This window comes from Duganella sp. FT27W (assembly GCF_009295655.1).
Lineage (GTDB): Bacteria > Pseudomonadota > Gammaproteobacteria > Burkholderiales > Burkholderiaceae_D > Rugamonas > Rugamonas zoogloeoides.
Window position 1 is genome coordinate 644915 of sequence record NZ_WHIV01000001.1, and the last position, 16180, is coordinate 661094.

General features: G+C 64.7%; 15 protein-coding genes. 10 read left to right on the forward strand and 5 right to left on the reverse strand.

Annotated features, from left to right (window positions below; translation table 11 throughout):
* Positions 1–6: 6 nt before the first annotated feature.
* The 4 genes from F8197_RS02745 to F8197_RS02760 all read right to left on the reverse strand — a co-directional run bounded on the left by F8197_RS02745 (position 7) and on the right by F8197_RS02760 (position 2554).
* Positions 7–495, reverse strand: a complete 489-nt coding sequence (locus F8197_RS02745) for a hypothetical protein (protein ID WP_152879766.1) — start codon at positions 493–495, stop codon at positions 7–9.
* 58 nt (positions 496–553) lie between these two features.
* Positions 554–979, reverse strand: coding sequence for a hypothetical protein (locus F8197_RS02750; protein WP_152879768.1), 426 nt, complete (start codon positions 977–979; stop codon positions 554–556).
* 188 nt (positions 980–1167) lie between these two features.
* Positions 1168–2250, reverse strand: a complete 1083-nt coding sequence (locus F8197_RS02755; protein WP_152879770.1) for a DNA topoisomerase IB — start codon at positions 2248–2250, stop codon at positions 1168–1170.
* A gap of 76 nt (positions 2251–2326) precedes the next feature.
* Positions 2327–2554, reverse strand: coding sequence for a hypothetical protein (locus tag F8197_RS02760; protein WP_152879772.1), 228 nt, complete (start codon positions 2552–2554; stop codon positions 2327–2329).
* Between the two features lie 120 nt (positions 2555–2674).
* Between F8197_RS02760 and F8197_RS02765 the strand changes: the two genes are divergently transcribed.
* The 7 genes from F8197_RS02765 to urtE all read left to right on the forward strand — a co-directional run bounded on the left by F8197_RS02765 (position 2675) and on the right by urtE (position 11305).
* Positions 2675–4420, forward strand: a complete 1746-nt coding sequence (locus F8197_RS02765) for a S41 family peptidase (protein WP_152879774.1) — start codon at positions 2675–2677, stop codon at positions 4418–4420.
* A 106-nt stretch (positions 4421–4526) separates the two neighbouring features.
* Positions 4527–5675 (forward strand): porin, encoded by a 1149-nt coding sequence (locus F8197_RS02770; RefSeq protein WP_227012029.1) that lies wholly within the window; start codon positions 4527–4529, stop codon positions 5673–5675.
* 66 nt (positions 5676–5741) lie between these two features.
* Complete coding sequence (urtA, locus tag F8197_RS02775; RefSeq protein WP_026636895.1) at positions 5742–6980, forward strand: urea ABC transporter substrate-binding protein; 1239 nt, start codon at positions 5742–5744, stop codon at positions 6978–6980.
* A 110-nt stretch (positions 6981–7090) separates the two neighbouring features.
* The gene (gene urtB, locus F8197_RS02780; protein WP_152879776.1) at positions 7091–8683 is read left to right on the forward strand and encodes an urea ABC transporter permease subunit UrtB; all 1593 of its coding nucleotides are present in this window, start codon (positions 7091–7093) and stop codon (positions 8681–8683) included.
* Positions 8680–9762, forward strand: coding sequence for an urea ABC transporter permease subunit UrtC (urtC, locus tag F8197_RS02785; protein ID WP_152879778.1), 1083 nt, complete (start codon positions 8680–8682; stop codon positions 9760–9762). Before urtB ends, urtC begins: the two co-directional genes overlap by 4 nt.
* Complete coding sequence (urtD, locus tag F8197_RS02790) at positions 9759–10595, forward strand: urea ABC transporter ATP-binding protein UrtD (protein ID WP_152879780.1); 837 nt, start codon at positions 9759–9761, stop codon at positions 10593–10595. The genes urtC and urtD overlap by 4 nt, the downstream gene beginning before the upstream one ends.
* An 11-nt stretch (positions 10596–10606) precedes the next feature.
* Positions 10607–11305, forward strand: a complete 699-nt coding sequence (urtE, locus tag F8197_RS02795; RefSeq protein WP_152879781.1) for an urea ABC transporter ATP-binding subunit UrtE — start codon at positions 10607–10609, stop codon at positions 11303–11305.
* A 2-nt stretch (positions 11306–11307) separates the two neighbouring features.
* Here the strand turns inward: urtE and F8197_RS02800 are convergent, their stop codons facing one another.
* Entirely contained in the window at positions 11308–12201 is an 894-nt protein-coding gene (locus F8197_RS02800) for a c-type cytochrome (RefSeq protein WP_152879783.1), read from the reverse strand.
* A 125-nt stretch (positions 12202–12326) separates the two neighbouring features.
* Here F8197_RS02800 and F8197_RS02805 point away from each other — a divergent pair, with 125 nt between their 5' ends.
* Genes F8197_RS02805 through F8197_RS02815 form a run of 3 tightly spaced genes read left to right on the forward strand, consistent with a single transcriptional unit; the run spans position 12327 to position 16170 of the window.
* Positions 12327–12692: a cytochrome c family protein gene (locus F8197_RS02805; RefSeq protein ID WP_056147657.1), complete on the forward strand. Its 366-nt coding sequence runs from the start codon at positions 12327–12329 to the stop codon at positions 12690–12692.
* Positions 12689–13648 (forward strand): cytochrome c oxidase subunit II, encoded by a 960-nt coding sequence (gene coxB / locus F8197_RS02810; protein ID WP_152879785.1) that lies wholly within the window; start codon positions 12689–12691, stop codon positions 13646–13648. Before F8197_RS02805 ends, coxB begins: the two co-directional genes overlap by 4 nt.
* A gap of 17 nt (positions 13649–13665) precedes the next feature.
* Complete coding sequence (locus tag F8197_RS02815) at positions 13666–16170, forward strand: cbb3-type cytochrome c oxidase subunit I (protein WP_227012030.1); 2505 nt, start codon at positions 13666–13668, stop codon at positions 16168–16170.
* Positions 16171–16180 lie beyond the last annotated feature (10 nt).

Sequence of the window (16180 nt, forward strand, 5' to 3'; positions counted from 1 at the left end):
CCCTGGCTAGTTGGCCTGGGCCTTCATCGCATCAAGCTCGGCGATATCGCTTGTTGCCGCGCCGAGCTCCCGCGTTCGGGTGCAGCCGCCGGCGTACAGGTGGCCGCCGGCGCTGGTCGCGTAAATCAGGTAACTCTGTCCCACTTCGTACTGGTACTCGGTTGAGACGATGTAGTCGGTGCCGTCGGCATCCCTGGGTATATTGGTGTGCAGAGTAATCTGCTCGCTTGGCGTGCCTTTCCACCATGTGCCGGTTGCCAGCTTCACCACCTGCATCTTTCGGCCCTTGACTTGCTGGTCCTCGGCCGGAATGTACTCGATTGCGGTGACCTGGCCGGTGAAGACCGCACTGCTGTTACGCACGGCCCACTCGACGGCAGTTTGCAGACTGGCCGATGCGAGACCTGGCCAGACATTACAAGAGGCGGCAACTGACCCGCTGGCCGTGGCGATGGCCAGGGCGGTTGCCAGATTGATCAACGAGGGAATCTTCATGTGTCCTTGTGTGGGCGGATTGCACTGAGGACATCATACACTTTAGATAACGCCAAAACTAATCCTGTCGATTTCCCAGCAAATCGCGGGCATCGAGTAGTGCATAGACAATGTCAGGGTGCTCGGCCAGGCAGCGTCGTACCGCCGCGGGCAGTATCTCGCGCGTGCGGCGGCACAGGCCCTGCTGGTCGGCCAGCTTGATGGTCAGGCCCCTCACAGTGCGCACGCCGTTGGCGCTGGGGGTAATCGTAAGGCGGATGCCCAATTGGTCGTACAGGCGCTGCTCGATGCGGCCCAGCGCCTCGTAGTTGTCGATCGCCTCGATGCGCGCGACCAGCGCTTTTTCTTCTTCGCGCGTCAGGCGCAGGATGCGGATGTCGGTGGCCGGGTCGCGCTCCCAGGCGTCCAGCAACTCGCCCTGGCGGCACTCGCATGCGCCGGGCGGGCATTCCTTGCGGATCGGGAAGGGCAGGGCGGGTGACATCGTCGTCGGCGGCGCACAGGTGGTTAAAAGCCGATTTTAACCCGAACGCGTGCCGCCCGATCGCGGGCCGTCTGGTCTCGGGCCGCCGGCTCGCGGGCTGCGCTATTCGCGGATGGCCGGTTCGTGTGCCACCCGTTCGCGGGCTATGCGATCCGCGCGCAGCCTGACGCAATCACGCATCAGACGCGCTAGGGCTGCAAACGCCGCTGCAACAGCGCCAGCACGGCCGCTTCTTCGGGCCGCAGCGCGTGCACGTCGTCCTGCAACTGCTGCTGCGCGCGTTTGCGCAGCGCGGTTTTCATGGCGCCGCTCAGGTAGGTTTCGATCACGGCCGGGTGCACATAGCACTTGCGGCAGATGGTCGGCGTATTGCCGAGTTTTTTCGCCACCGATTCGATCGCGGCCACCACGTTCTTCTTGGCCTGCACCTCGGAGTCGAATTTTTCGTACTCGAGCAGGGCCACTGCCGCCAGCACGGTGCCGGACCAGGTGCGGAAATCCTTGGCGGTGTAATCCTCGCCGGCAATGCCTTGCAGGTACTCGTTCACGTCGGCCGAGCCGACCGTGTGCGCATTGCCGTCGTCATCGACGTACTGGAACAGGTCCTGCCCCGGCAGGTCGAGCGTGCGGCGGATGATGTTGGCCAGGCGCCGGTCCTGTACCTGCACTGCGTGATTGACGCCGCTCTTGCCACGGAAGCGGAATTCCACCTTGCTGCCGTCGAGCCGCACGTGGCGTTCGCGCAGCGTGGTCAGCCCGAACGACTTGTTTTCGCGCGCGTACTCCTCGTTCCCGATCCGCATCATGGTCGCCTCCAGCAAATAGACGATGGTGGCCAGGACCTTTTCGCGCGGCAGGCCGGGCAGCTTGAGCGATTCATCGACGGCGCGGCGGATCTTCGGCAGCGCCTTGCCGAAGCTGAGCATGCGCTCGTACTTCGATTCGTCGCGCACCGAGCGCCACTTGGGGTGGTAGCGGTACTGCTTGCGTCCGCGCGCGTCGCGCCCTGTCGCCTGCAGGTGACCGTTGACGTGCTTGCAGATCCAGACGTCCTGGTAGGCGGGAGGAATCACCAGCGACTTGATGCGCGCGAGTGTGTCCTCGTCCTTGACGGCGGCGCCGTCGGCATCGACGTAGTGAAAATTTTTGCCGCGCTGCTTGCGGGTGATGCCGGGCTGGTCGTCGTGCACGTAGCGCAGGCCGGCCGATTTGGCGGCAGCCGGCGCATCGGCCACGCCGCCCGGTACTTCAGGTAAGTCGTCGCGCTTCATCGCTGTCCTTCGTTGAGCAGTATCTGACGATGCTACTCCCGGCGCTGGCCACGCGTTGTGCGCGAACGCACCGACCTTAGTCTAGAGTTTTTAAACGTTGGCCGACAATACCCCACTTGCGCGGCTCACCATCCACGGTGCCCACCAGCGCCCAGCCGGTGCCGATCTTTTCCACGTCGATCGCGCATTCGAGCTCCCTGGCCAGCTTTTCGGCCCAGCCGCGCGCGGCGCCCTGGCCCTTGAACAGCTCATTGCCTTCGTAGATCACGGTGGCGTCGAAAACAGAGGAGGCAAATACGGTCATGGCGGTTCCTTCAGAGTGAAGGCGGTATTTTGACATGCCACGACCGCAGCTGCCACCTCCTTGATTGCGGTGGCTATGCTTTTATGGCAACATCCGCCACCTTATTACCGGACCCTCTTCATGCAGCGTACTGTTATTGCCATCGCCCTGGCTGTTGTCACCTCGCTCGGCCACGCCGCCGTCCTCCCGCCAACCGATGCCAACGCCAGCAGCAGTCTCCAGTACGCCAAAGCGCTGCGGGCAGAGGCGGAACCGCTGTCCGGTCCGGAGGCGCAGCCGGCGGACGTGCAACGGGCGGTGGCGCTGTACCAGCAGGCGCTCGATTACCTGGCCACGCCGGCGGCGAGGGAACAGGCGTTTGGCGCCAAATCGCTGATCGCCGAACAGGTCAATCTCGAGTATTCGCAGGCGTTCGCCCATGCAAAGCTGGGTAACAAGCAGGCAGCGCTGGTGGCGCTGGAACGGCTGGCCAACCTGGCGTGGAACCCGTCCTTCGATCGCGCACTGGCGCACGAGGGTTTGCCGGCGCTGCGCGACGAGCCGCGTTTCCGGGCGCTGCAGGCGACCATGATGCTGCCCGAACGGCTCTACAATACGCCGGCTATCGCCACGCCCTGGAAGCCGGTACTCACCACCGAAGAAAAGGTGGCCGGCCTGTCGCTGTTCTGGGCCGAGGCCCGGCGTAATTTCGTCTATTTCGACCATGTACCGCAGTTGCAGTGGGACCAGGTGTACATGGACTACCTGGCCAAGGTGATCGCCGCGCCGACCACCGAGGATTACTATCGCGTGATGATGACGCTGGCGCCGCTGCTGCACGATGCCCACACCAACATCATCGCGCCGCAACAGCTGGCGCAGGTGTTTTATGCAACGGCGCCGGTCAGCACGGCGCTGATCGAGGACAAGGTCCTCGTGCTGCACGTGGGAGAAGCAGACGTGGCAGCGCGCATCCGGCGCGGCGACGAAGTCGTGTCCATCGACGGCGTGCCGGTGCGCCAGTACGGGCGCGAGCGCATCGCCTCCCTGGTCAGCGCCAACACCCAGCGCGACCGCGACGCACGCACGTTCAACGACCAGCTGTTCGCCGGCGACGCCTCGCGGCCGGTGGTGGTCGGACTGCGTGCGCCGGACGGCGCCGAGCGGACCGAAACGGTGGCCCGCTCCGGCCCCGGCAGCGCCCCACCTGCCGCCGGCTTCACGCTGCTGGACGGCGGCATCGCCTATATTGCGCTCGACCAGTTCGGCGACGACAGCGCGGTCAAGGCGTTCGAGGCGGCGCTGCCGCAGATCCTGGCGGCCAAAGGACTGGTCATCGATGTGCGCCGCAACGGCGGCGGCAATGGCAGCTATGGCTTGCAGGTACTTGCGCACCTCACCCGCGCGCCGATCAGGTTCATGGACAGCATGACCCGCATCGACAACGTCTTCTCGCGCGCTCAGGGTAGCCCGGTCATCGACTGGAGCCGCAGCGGCTTCGAGTACAAGCATGCGCGAAAACAGGTGTTCGACGGTCCCGTGGCGGTGCTCACCAGCGTGCGCACGCTGTCAGCCGCCGAGGATTTCACCGCCATGTTCAGAATCATGAAACGCGGCATCGTCGTGGGCGAAACCACCGGCGGCAGCACCGGCCAGCCGCTGGGCTTCTACCTGCCCGGCGGCGGCTGGGCGCGCATCTGCGTCAAGCGCGACGTCTATGCCGACGGCTCCACGTTCGTCGGCCAGGGCATTGCGCCCGATGTCGAGGTGCCGCAGACGGTTGCCGACGTGCGCGCTGGGCGCGACCTGGCGCTGGAGCGCGCTGCCGCCGCACTGCGCCACCCAGAGGCGCGCGGCGGCGAGGTTGTATCACCACCACTACGTTAATTGACGTATTCCCCGACCAGACCCCGCTGGCTAATCTTGCAACATGTCAAAGGCGCAAACCCTTTGACTAACCAAGTTCAAGATGAGCCAAAACAAGGGGAATGGAATGGGTCGTGTAGCGAAGAACAGCCGCAGCAGCGGTAGAAATTTGTTGGCAGCCGCCGCGCTGGCGGCCGGCGCCTGCGCCGTGGGCCATGCCCACGCCGGCGCCACCATCAAGATCGACGACGAAAAATCGGTCTCCGTGGGCTTCGGCCTGCGCGAAAGCTATACCAGTGCCGAGGATGGCGCACCGGGCGGCGGCAAGCGCTCCAGTGATTTCAACCTGGACAGCGGCCGCCTGTACTTCGGCGCTACGCTCAACAAGAACATCAAGGGCATGTTCAACACCGAGTGGGACGGCGACAAGATCCGGGTGCTCGATGCCGCCGGCCAGTTCGCCATATCACCGGAATTCAATATCTGGGCCGGCCGCCTGCTGTCGCCGTCCGACCGCGCCAACATGGCCGGTCCGTACTACTCGCTGGGCGGCGGCTACTGGGCCGGCGTGGCCTCGCGTTACGGCTACAACGGCGGCATTTTCCGTGGCCGCGACGACGGCGTGGTCGTGTGGGGCAATGTGGCCGACGGCAAGCTCGGTTACTCGTTCGGCGCCTTCGAAGGCCACACCCTGGGCATCGGCACGCTCACCCAGTCGCAGGCCAATGCGGCCGGCGTGAAAGCCGACGACGCGCTGATGTATGCCGGCCGCCTGCAATACGATTTCTGGGACGCGGAACCCGGCTACTACGGCACCGGCAACTACCTGGGCAATGCGGACATCCTGTCGATCGGCGTGGCAGGTCGCTACCAGAAAGACGGCATCCTGACCGTGGCGCGCACCGGCAAATACAGCTCGTACAACGTCGACTTCCTGATGGAGAAACGCTTCAAGGGCTCGGGCGCGGTCGCCATCGAAGCCGCGTACTACGACTACGACACCGACAACATCGTGCTGGCGGAGCAGGGCAAGGCTTATTCGGCCGGCGCCTCGTACATCTTCGAACAGAAGGCCGGCTGGGGCAAGCTGCAACCGTTCGCCCGCTACCAGAAGTTCAGCGCCGACACCAACATCGATACCAAGCAGGTCGATGCAGGCGTGAACTACATCATCGATGGCTACAACGCGCAAGTAAGCGCCGTGTACTCGAAGACCAAGATCACCCGCGCCGGCGACACCGACAAGTTTGCCGTAACCCTGCAACTCCAATACTAATCCCACCATCTCCGGAGCCCGACCATGAAAAACCCAATTCGTAATCGCCGCAACTTCATCGGCACCATGACCCGCATCGCCGCCGCCACCTCGCTGGTGGCCGCCGGCAGCCTGCTGCCAGGCCTGGCCCAGGCCGCAGACACCATCAAGATCGGCATCCTGCACTCGCTGTCCGGCACCATGGCCATCTCGGAAACGTCGCTCAAGGACGTGGCCCTGATGACCATCGACGAGATCAACGCCAAGGGCGGCGTAATGGGCAAGAAGCTCGAAGCCGTCGTCGTCGATCCTGCCTCGAACTGGCCGCTGTTTGCCGAAAAGGCGCGCGGCCTGATCGCACAGGACAAGGTCGCTGCCGTCTTCGGCTGCTGGACGTCGGTGTCGCGCAAGTCGGTGCTGCCGGTGTTCAAGGAGCTCAACAGCCTGCTGTTCTACCCGGTGCAGTACGAGGGCGAGGAACTGGAAAAGAACGTGTTCTACACCGGCGCGGCGCCAAACCAGCAGGCGATTCCCGCCGTGGCCTACCTGATGGGCAAGGAGGGCGGCAGCGCCAAGCGTTTTGTCCTGCTGGGCACCGATTACGTCTATCCGCGCACGACCAATAAAATCCTGCGCGCCTACCTGAAATCCAAGGGCGTCAAAGACAGCGACATCGACGAGGTATACACCCCGTTCGGCCACTCCGACTATCAAACCATCGTCGCCAACATCAAGAAATTCTCGGCCGGCGGCAAGACGGCGGTGATCTCCACCATCAACGGCGATTCCAACGTGCCGTTCTACAAGGAGCTGGGCAACGCCGGCATCAAGGCGACCGATGTGCCGGTGGTGGCGTTCTCGGTAGGCGAGGAAGAACTGCGCGGCGTCGATACCAAGCCGCTGGTCGGCCACCTGGCGGCCTGGAATTACTTCGAGTCGATCAAGAACCCGGTCAACGCGGATTTCATCAAGAAGTGGAAAGCCTACGCCGTCGCCAAGAAGCTGCCGAACGCGAAAACCGTGGTCACCAACGACCCGATGGAAGCAACCTACGTCGGCATCCACATGTGGGCCCAGGCGGTAGAAAAAGCCAAATCGACCGATACCGACAAGGTGATCGCCGCGATGGCCGGCCAGACCTTCAAGGCGCCTTCGGGCATGACCCTGACCATGGACCCGACCAACCACCACCTGCACAAGCCGGTATTCATCGGCGAGATTCGCGGTGACGGCCAGTTCAACGTGGTCTGGAAAACCCCGGGCCCGGTGCGCGCGCAGCCGTGGAGTCCTTACATCAAGGGTAACGAGGCCAAGCAAAAACTGTAAAGACTGATTGCGCCGCAAGGCCACCCCGAGCACCGGGGGCGGACCCCGCAAGGTGCCGCCCCCATGCCCATCGCAGTGCGGGTTTCAGCAAGCACCACCGGGACTACCACATGAAAAAACTCTTATTAATGGCCTGCCTGTGCTGCACAGCGCTCGCCCACGCAGCCATCCCCCAGCCATTGCTGGCCCCCCTGGCCGGCGACGACTTCGATCCCAAGCTTGAGGCCATTGCAAAAATCGGCGCCCTGGCCAACGACGACGCCACCCGCCTGCTTACCGCGTTGAATAACGACGCGCTCTACAGAGCCCCGGACGGCCGCCTGCTGATCGTCACCGACGACCAGGCCTACGACCCGGTCACAGACAAAACCGGCCCCATGCCCGAAGGCCTGGACGGCGTGATGCTCAATAACCGCCTGCGCGGCGCCGTCGAAGAGGCGCTGTCGGCGCTTAAACTGTTCTCGAAGGACCGCGCCGAACGCGCAGCCGCCGTGGGCGAGCTGCAAAAAAGCGTGACTTTCGCCCAGGCGCCGCTGATCGACAAGGCGCTGGCCGCCGAACAGGACCCCCAGATTCGCGAACAGCTGCAACTGGTCGCCGCCACCGCCAACCTGCAGTCGCCGGACGCAGCGCGCCGCAAGGCGGCGGTGGAAGCGCTGGCCGGCAGCAGCAACGCCAGCCTGCGCCCGGCCCTGCAAGCGATGCAGGACAAGCATGACGACGGCACCCCGGTGGAGCCCGACGAAGCCGTGCGCGTGGCCGCCGCCAAAACCCTGGCAGCGATCGACAGCCGGCTGGCCCGCACCGAGTTCCTCGGCAATGTCTTTTACGGCATTTCGCTGGGCAGCGTGCTGCTGCTGGCCGCCCTCGGCCTGGCCATCACTTTCGGCCTGATGGGCATCATCAACATGGCGCACGGCGAGTTGCTGATGATCGGCGCCTACACCACCTATATGTGCCAGGTGGCGTTCCGCCACTACTTCCCGTCGGCGGTGGACGCCTATTTATTTGCCGCGTTGCCGGCCGCCTTCCTGGTGACGGCAGCCGTGGGCGTGGCGATGGAGCGCACCGTGATTCGCTGGCTGTATGGCCGGCCGCTGGAAACCCTGCTGGCTACCTGGGGCATCAGCCTGATCCTGATGCAGACCGTGCGCACCATCTTCGGCGCGCAGAACGTGGAAGTGGCCAATCCCGCCTGGATGACGGGCGGCGTGACGGTGCTGGGCAACCTGGTGCTGGCCTATAACCGCATCGTCATCATCGTGTTCTCGCTGGTGGTCGTCGCTGGCGTGTGGCTGATCCTGAACAAGACGCGTCTCGGCCTGTTCGTGCGCGCCGTCATGCAGAACCGTCGCATGGCCGGCTGCGTGGGCGTGTCCACCGCCAAGATCGACATGATGACGTTCGGCCTAGGCTCCGGCATCGCCGGCCTGGGTGGTGTGGCGCTGTCGCAGCTCGGTAACGTGGGACCCGACCTGGGACAGGCGTACATCGTCGATTCGTTCATGGTCGTGGTGCTGGGCGGCGTGGGCCAGCTGGCTGGCACCATCATCGCCGCCTTCGGCCTCGGTGAAGCCAATAAATTCCTCGAACCGTTTGCCGGCGCCGTGCTGGCCAAGATCGGCATCCTGGTCTTCATCATCGTCTTTATCCAGAAACGCCCGCAAGGCCTGTTTGCCCTGAAAGGCAGGAGCGTAGAATGACAACCCAATCTCTTTTTTCCAAGCAGGCGTGGACCGGCATCGTCGTGTGCTGCGTGGTGCTGGCGGCGCTGCCGTTGTTGAATCTCTTGTTTGCCGACGGCCACGCGCTGCACGTGCCGAGCTACATGGTGAGCCTGATCGGCAAATTCATGTGCTACGCGCTGGCCGCGCTGGCGCTGGACATGGTGTGGGGTTATGCCGGCATCCTGTCGCTGGGCCACGGCGTGTTCTTCGCACTGGGCGCCTATGCCCACGGTATGTACCTGATGCGCGCCATCGGCCGCGAAGGCAGCTACGCCAGCGACATGCCGGACTTCATGGTCTTCCTCGACTGGAAAACCTACCCGTGGTTCTGGGCCGGTACCGACAGCTTCTGGTACTGCCTGGCGCTGGTGGTCCTGGTGCCCGGCGTGCTGGCCTTCGTGTTCGGCTACTTCGCCTTCCGCTCGCGCATCAAGGGCGTGTACTTCTCCATCATCACGCAGGCCATGACGTATGCCTTCATGCTGCTGTTCTTCCGCAATAATACCGGCTTTGGCGGCAACAACGGCTTTACGGACTTCAAGCGCATCCTCGGTTACTCGATCAGCGCGCCCGGTACCAAGGCAACGCTGTACCTGGTGACGCTGGCAGCGCTGCTGGCTGCCTTGCTGCTGTGCCGCGCCATCGTCAAGTCGCGCCTGGGCCGGGTGCTGCAGGGCGTGCGCGATTCGGAATCGCGCCTGATGTTCATCGGTTACAACCCGCTGTGGTTCAAGCTGTTCGTGTGGACGCTGTCGGCGGTGCTGTGCGGGATTGCCGGCGCGCTGTACGTGCCGCAGGTGGGCATCATCAACCCGTCCGAAATGTCGCCGGCCAATTCGATCGAAATGGTGATCTGGGCCGCCGTCGGTGGCCGCGGCACGCTGCTCGGACCCATCGTCGGTGCGTTCTCGGTCAACGGCCTGAAAAGCTGGTTCACCGGCGCCTTCCCGGACCTGTGGCTGTTCGCCCTGGGCCTGATCTTCATCCTGGTGACCATCTACCTGCCGCAAGGACTGGCGGGACTGACCGCGCGCTGGCGCAAGGAGCAAGCATGATAGCCAACGCACACAATAACGGCCCGGACGTGATCGGCGCGCAGGGCCCGTCGTACGGTCGCGTGGCCGGCACCGGCGTGGACACCAGTCACGGCGCCATCCTGTACCTGGAAGAGATCACGGTGATGTTCGACGGCTTCCGCGCCCTGAATAAACTGTCGCTCGATATCTCGGTGGGTGAACTGCGCTGCATTATCGGCCCCAATGGCGCTGGCAAGACCACGATGATGGACGTCATCACCGGCAAAACCCGGCCCACGACCGGCACTGCATTTTTCGGCCAGACCATGGACTTGTCGAAAATGGCCGAACACCAGATCGCCCACGCCGGCATTGGCCGCAAGTTCCAGCGGCCCACGGTGTTCGAGCACCACACGGTGTTCGAAAACCTGGAGCTGGCGATGAAGGCCGACAAGCGCGTGCGCGCCACGCTGTTCGCCCGCTTGAGCTCGGAGCAGAAGGGCAAGATCGACGAGATCCTGCGCCTGATCCGCCTGAACGGCAGCGAAACGCGCATGGCCGGCCTGCTGTCGCACGGCCAGAAGCAGTGGCTCGAAATCGGCATGCTCTTGATGCAGGAGCCGCAACTGATCCTGCTCGACGAACCGGTGGCCGGCATGTCCGACGCCGAAACCGCGCGCACGGCCGAACTGCTCAATGAGTTGCGCGGTAAGCACTCGATCATGGTGGTCGAACACGACATGGGTTTCGTCACCGAGATCGCCCAGCAGGGCGTGGTGACGGTGCTGCACGAAGGCTCGGTACTGGCGCAGGGCACGATGGCGCAAGTGCAGTCCGATGAACGTGTGATCGAAGTCTATCTCGGACGCTGAAGGGAATAACGATGCTGCAAGTGGAAAATATCAACCAGTACTACGGCGCCGCGCACACGTTGCGGGGCGTGTCGCTCGAACTTGAGCGGGGCAAGTGCATGGCGCTGCTGGGCCGCAACGGCGTGGGCAAGACCACGTTACTGAAATGCCTGATGGGCGTGCTGCCCGCATCGAGCGGCACGGTCAGGCTGGAAGGGCGCGACATCACCCGCCTGGCGCCGCACCAGCGTGCGCGGGCCGGCATCGCCTACGTGCCGCAGGGGCGCGAAATTTTCGCGCGGCTGACGGTGGAAGAAAACCTGCTGATGGGCCTTGCCACCCACAGCGGCAAAAAGGCCAGCACCATCAAGGGCGAGGTGTATGAGTTGTTCCCGGTATTGAAATCGATGCTGCACCGGCGCGGCGGCGATTTATCGGGCGGCCAGCAGCAGCAACTGGCGATCGCGCGTGCCTTGCTGGCCGAACCAAAACTGATCATTCTCGATGAACCGACCGAAGGCATCCAGCCGTCGATCATCAAGGACATCGGCAACGTGATCCGGCTGCTGCGCGAGCGCGGCGACATGGCGATCCTGCTGTGCGAGCAATACTTCGACTTCGCCCACGAACTGGCCGACCAGTTCATGGTGCTGTCGCGCGGCGAGGTGGTGGCGTCCGGCGTGCAGGCGCAGATGGGCGCCCCGGAGGTCAAACGCCACCTGGCCGTGTAGAGTTACTGCGCCAGCAAATAGGCCGCCATGTCACGCGCGTCCGATTCGGTCACGCCCATGGCCGGCATGGCGCTGTGCGGGTTGGTAGCTTGCGGATCGCGGATGAAGCGCGCCAGGTTGGCTGCATCGTTCGGTAAATCGTCGGCGATGAACTTGCGTGATTTCAGATCGGACAGCGCCGGACCGACCGAGGTGTCGGACCCGGTCACGCCCGGCACCATGTGGCAGGCATGGCACGCGTACTGGGTGAGCGCCAGGCGACCGCGCTCCACGTCGGCCCGGGCGAACGACGGCCGTGGCGCGCGCGGTTGCGGCCCTGACTGCGCGGTGATGCCCGCGTAGTCCTGCGGCGTCATCGAGGGCAGGGCGACCAGGAAGCCCACCACCGCCCAGATATCTTCTTCCGCCAGGTGGTACTGCCAGGCCGGCATGCCGCTCATCTTGATGCCGTGGCGCGTGATCCAGTACAGCTCATTCGGGCGCCAGCGGCGCGCCGCGTCCGACAACGGCCCGGGTACCGGCTGCATGCTCTTGCCGATATCCCCCTGTGCCACGCCCGGCGCACCATGGCATACCACGCAGTTGTCGCGATACAGGCCGGCGCCGCGCACCACCTGGGGCTTGGCGCGGTAGGCAGCCGACGGCGCGCCGGGTGGGGTGTCCGCTTCCAGCGTGATCTCTTTCGGCACCTGCACGTCGCGCGCATGGAAGCTGACCGACTCGAGCAAGCCGCGTTCGAGTATCCGGTGTACCTGCGGGAAATGCGACTTGGTGGCGCCGATATTGTAAAAACCGCCATACAGCACCGCCAGGCCGACGATCCCGCCCACGACGCCAACTGCCGCCAACGTGGCGACAACAGTGGTGATAACGAGGCGGCGGCGGGTGTTGATCATCGATTTTTCCAGGTGGGAGGCCAGGCAAGCGGCTTGCAAGTGCTCGTTCTGTTGCCATTATGAAATTAATATGTTTCTTGTATTATATCTATTCAAATGACTAACACCGGATTGCTATCGTGCGCATGCCTGTTTATTCCCTGCCGCTGTTGTGCGCCGCCTTGCTGGCCGGCTGCGACAATGGTGACAAAGCGCCGCTCGCACCGGCCAGCGGCGATCCCGCGCGCGGCAAGCTGCTGCTGGCGCAATACCACTGTGGCTCGTGCCACGCGATTCCCGAGGTGCCGGCCGCGCGCGGCGTGATCGGGCCCGCGCTTGACGGGTACGGGCGCCGCAGCTATATCGCCGGCCACGTCCCCAATGCGCCCGAGGCGCTGGCGCGCTGGATCGTCGATCCGGCCGCCATGAAACCCGGCACCACCATGCCGGCCATGGGCGTCTCGCCCGACGATGCGCGCCACATGGCCGCCTACCTGACGGAGCTGCGATGAGCAATATCGCGCAACAGTCGGTGCTGCACCCGGCCGGTCCCGATGCCGCCATCATCACGCAACTGAGCTGGATCCTGTTCATCGGTGGCACCTTGCTGTTTGTCGGCGTGATGGTGCTGTGCGCCCTGAGCCTGCGGCGCGGCGAGAAAATCCGCCCGATGTACTGGCTGCTCGGTGGCGGCGTACTGCTGCCGCTGGTGCTGCTGTCGGCGCTGCTGGTGTTCGGCACCTGGCGCACCGTTCAACTGAGCCAGCCGTCGTCGCAGCATGCGGTCAAGATCGCCGTCATCGGCCATATGTGGTGGTGGGAGATCCGCTACAGCCACCCCGACGGGCGCGAGGACATCGTGCTGGCCAACGAGATCCGCCTGCCGGTGGGCCAGCCCGTGTACCTGGGCCTCTCCAGCGCGGATGTGATTCACAGCTTCTGGGCGCCGTCGCTGGCCGGCAAGGTCGACATGATACCCGGCCGGGTGCACGGCATGACCTTGCAAGCCGACCGCGCCGGCGTCTATCGCGCCCAGTGCGCCGAGTACTGCGGCGAGCAGCACGCGCGCATGGCGCTGCACATCGTGGCGCAGCCGCCCGAAGAGTTCCAGGCGTGGCTGGCAGCGCAGGCACAGCCCGCAGCGACAGCCGCCAGCGCCGAAGTGGAACGCGGCCGCCGCGCCTTTGTCGAGCAAAGGTGCAGCGCCTGCCACACGGTGCGCGGTGTCGATGACCCGGCAGCGGCCGCACCCACGGTGCAGGCGGCGCAGATCAATGCGCCCGACCTTACACACTTCGGCAGCCGCCTGTACCTGGGCGCCGGCGCCCAGCCGAACAACCGCGCCAACCTGGCCGCCTGGATCGCCAATCCGCACGTGGCCAAGCCCGGCGTGCGCATGCCTGCCAGTACCGAGATGGACCCCGCCACACTCACCGCGCTGGCCGCTTACCTGGAAAGTTTGAAATGACCGCAGCAAGCGATACCATGAACGAGCTACCCAGCTCCCTGCCACGACCGCCGGACGAGGTGGAAAAGCTCGAACGCGTCTGGCGCACGCCGCGCGGCCTGGCGTTTCTCACCACCGTCAACAACACCAATATCGGCCTGCTGTACATCGGCACGGCGCTGCTGTTCTTCGTGCTGGCCGGCATCCTGGGCCTGATGATCCGCGCCCAGCTGGCCGTGCCCGACGCCGGCCTGCTTACGCCGGCCACCTACAACCAGGTGTTCAGCATGCACGGCACGGTGATGATGTTCCTGTTTGCGATCCCCGTGGTGGAGGCGATTGCCGTGTACCTGCTGCCCGGCATGCTGGGCGCGCGCGATCTGCCGTTCCCGCGCCTGTCCGCTTACGCCTTCTGGGCCTACGCCGTGGGCGGCCTCGGATTTTTCACCAGCCTGTTCGTGGGCCTGGCGCCCGATGGCGGCTGGTTCATGTACCCGCCGCTCACCAGCAAGGAGTATTCGCCGGGCCTGAACGCCGACTTCTGGCTGCTGGGGATCGGCTTTATCGAAATCTCCGCGATTGCCGGCGCCATCGAACTGATCGTCGGCATCCTGTTTACCCGCGCGCCGGGCATGACGCTCGCGCGCATGCCAGTCTATGCGTGGGCCATGCTGGTGGTAGGCGTGATGATCGTGTTTGCCTTCCCGGCCGTGATCGCAGGCACCACCTTGCTGGAGATGGAGCGCGCGTTCGACTGGCCGTTCTTCATTCCCGCGCGCGGCGGCGATCCGGTGCTGTGGCAGCACCTGTTCTGGTTCTTCGGCCACCCCGAGGTGTACATCATCTTCCTGCCGGCGGCCGGCATGGTCTCGACCATGATCCCGGCGCTGGCCGGCACGCCTCTGGTCGGCCACAGGTCGATTGTCGCCGCGCTGGTGATCGTGGGCTTCTTCAGCTTTGCCTTGTGGGCGCACCATATGTTCACGGCTGGCCTGGGCGTGCTGGAAACCAGCCTGGTATCTGCGGCCAGCATGGCCGTGGCGATACCGACCGGGGTGCAGGTGTTCGCGTGGCTGGCCACCATGTGGCGCGGCCAGATGCGCATGGTCGCACCCACGCTGTTCCTGCTCGGCTTTATGTTCATCTTCGTGCTGGGCGGTTTGACCGGCGTGATGGTGGCGCTGCTGCCGTTCGACTGGCAGGCGCACGACACGTATTTCATCGTCGCCCACCTGCACTATGTGCTGATCGGCGGGCTGGTGTTCCCGATGTTCGCGGCCATGTATTACTGGATGCCGCTCATTAATGGGAACAAGCTGTCCGAAAAAGTCGGACGCTGGGTGTTCGGCATGATGTTCGTGGGGATGAATCTCGCTTTCTTCCCGATGCATATCGCCGGCCTGCTCGGTATGCCGCGCCGCGTGTACACGTACGGTACGGAGATGGGGTGGGATGGCTACAACCTGGCGTCGTCGATCGGCGCGCTGATCCTGGCGCTCGGTGTGCTGCTGTTCATCGTCGATGCGGTGCGCACGCTGCGTCTGCCCAAGGGCGATGCAGGCAATCCGTGGAACGCCGCCACCCTGGAGTGGATACCGAACGAAGACTATGCCACCCGCAGCATCCCGGATGTGCGCTCGCACGAGCCGCTGTGGGACCGTCCCGAGCTGATGACCGAAGTGCCGGCGGGCCGGCACTGGCTGCCCGGCACCGTCTCCGGCCGCCGCGAGACCATCATCACCAGCCCGATCAGCGCCCGCCCGCTGTACCTGCAAGTGCTGCCCACCGACAGCTGGTGGCCGCTGATCGCTGCCGTGGGCACGGCCGGCTTCTTCCTGCTGCTCACCATCCAGTGGACGCTGGTCTCGGCCACCTGTGGCGTGGTGGCCGTGGCGGCGATGGTGATCTGGATGTGGCAGTCGGACCGCCTGCCGATGCAGCGCACCGCCAAGGTGAGCGACACGGTGACGCTGCCGGTGGGCGCCAGCGGGCCGGCGTCGCACTCGTGGTGGGGCACGATGATCATGCTGGTGGTCGATGGCACCATCTTCGCGTCGTTCCTGTTCGCCCACATCCACACCACCATGCGGCTCGACGTGTGCCCGCCGCCGGGCAGCCGCGTGCCGGACGCGATCTGGCCGCTGCTCTCGTGCAGCCTGTTGATCATCGGTTCGGCGCTGATCGAATGGACCCGTCGCAGCGACGGCAAATCGGGCATGCACCGGCTGACCGTGCTGGTGGCGCTGGCCTGCGTGCTGGGCGCTTTTGCCGGCGACTTGCGCAGCCAGTTCCTGGCCGGTCTCGATCCAACCGCCAACGCCTGGGCGGCGACGATTGCCGCCATGCTGTCGTACCAGGGCCTGCACGCGGTGGTGCTCACCATCCTTGCCGTGTATCTGATCGCAAGGTCATGGACCGGCCGGCTGTCCACCGTCAACCGCGCCACGCTCGATAACTGCGCGCTGGTGTGGCACTACGCCACGCTGCAGGGCGTGATCATCGCAGTGGTGCTGCAAGTGTTGCCCAAGCTGATGGAGCCATGATGCGCGCCCA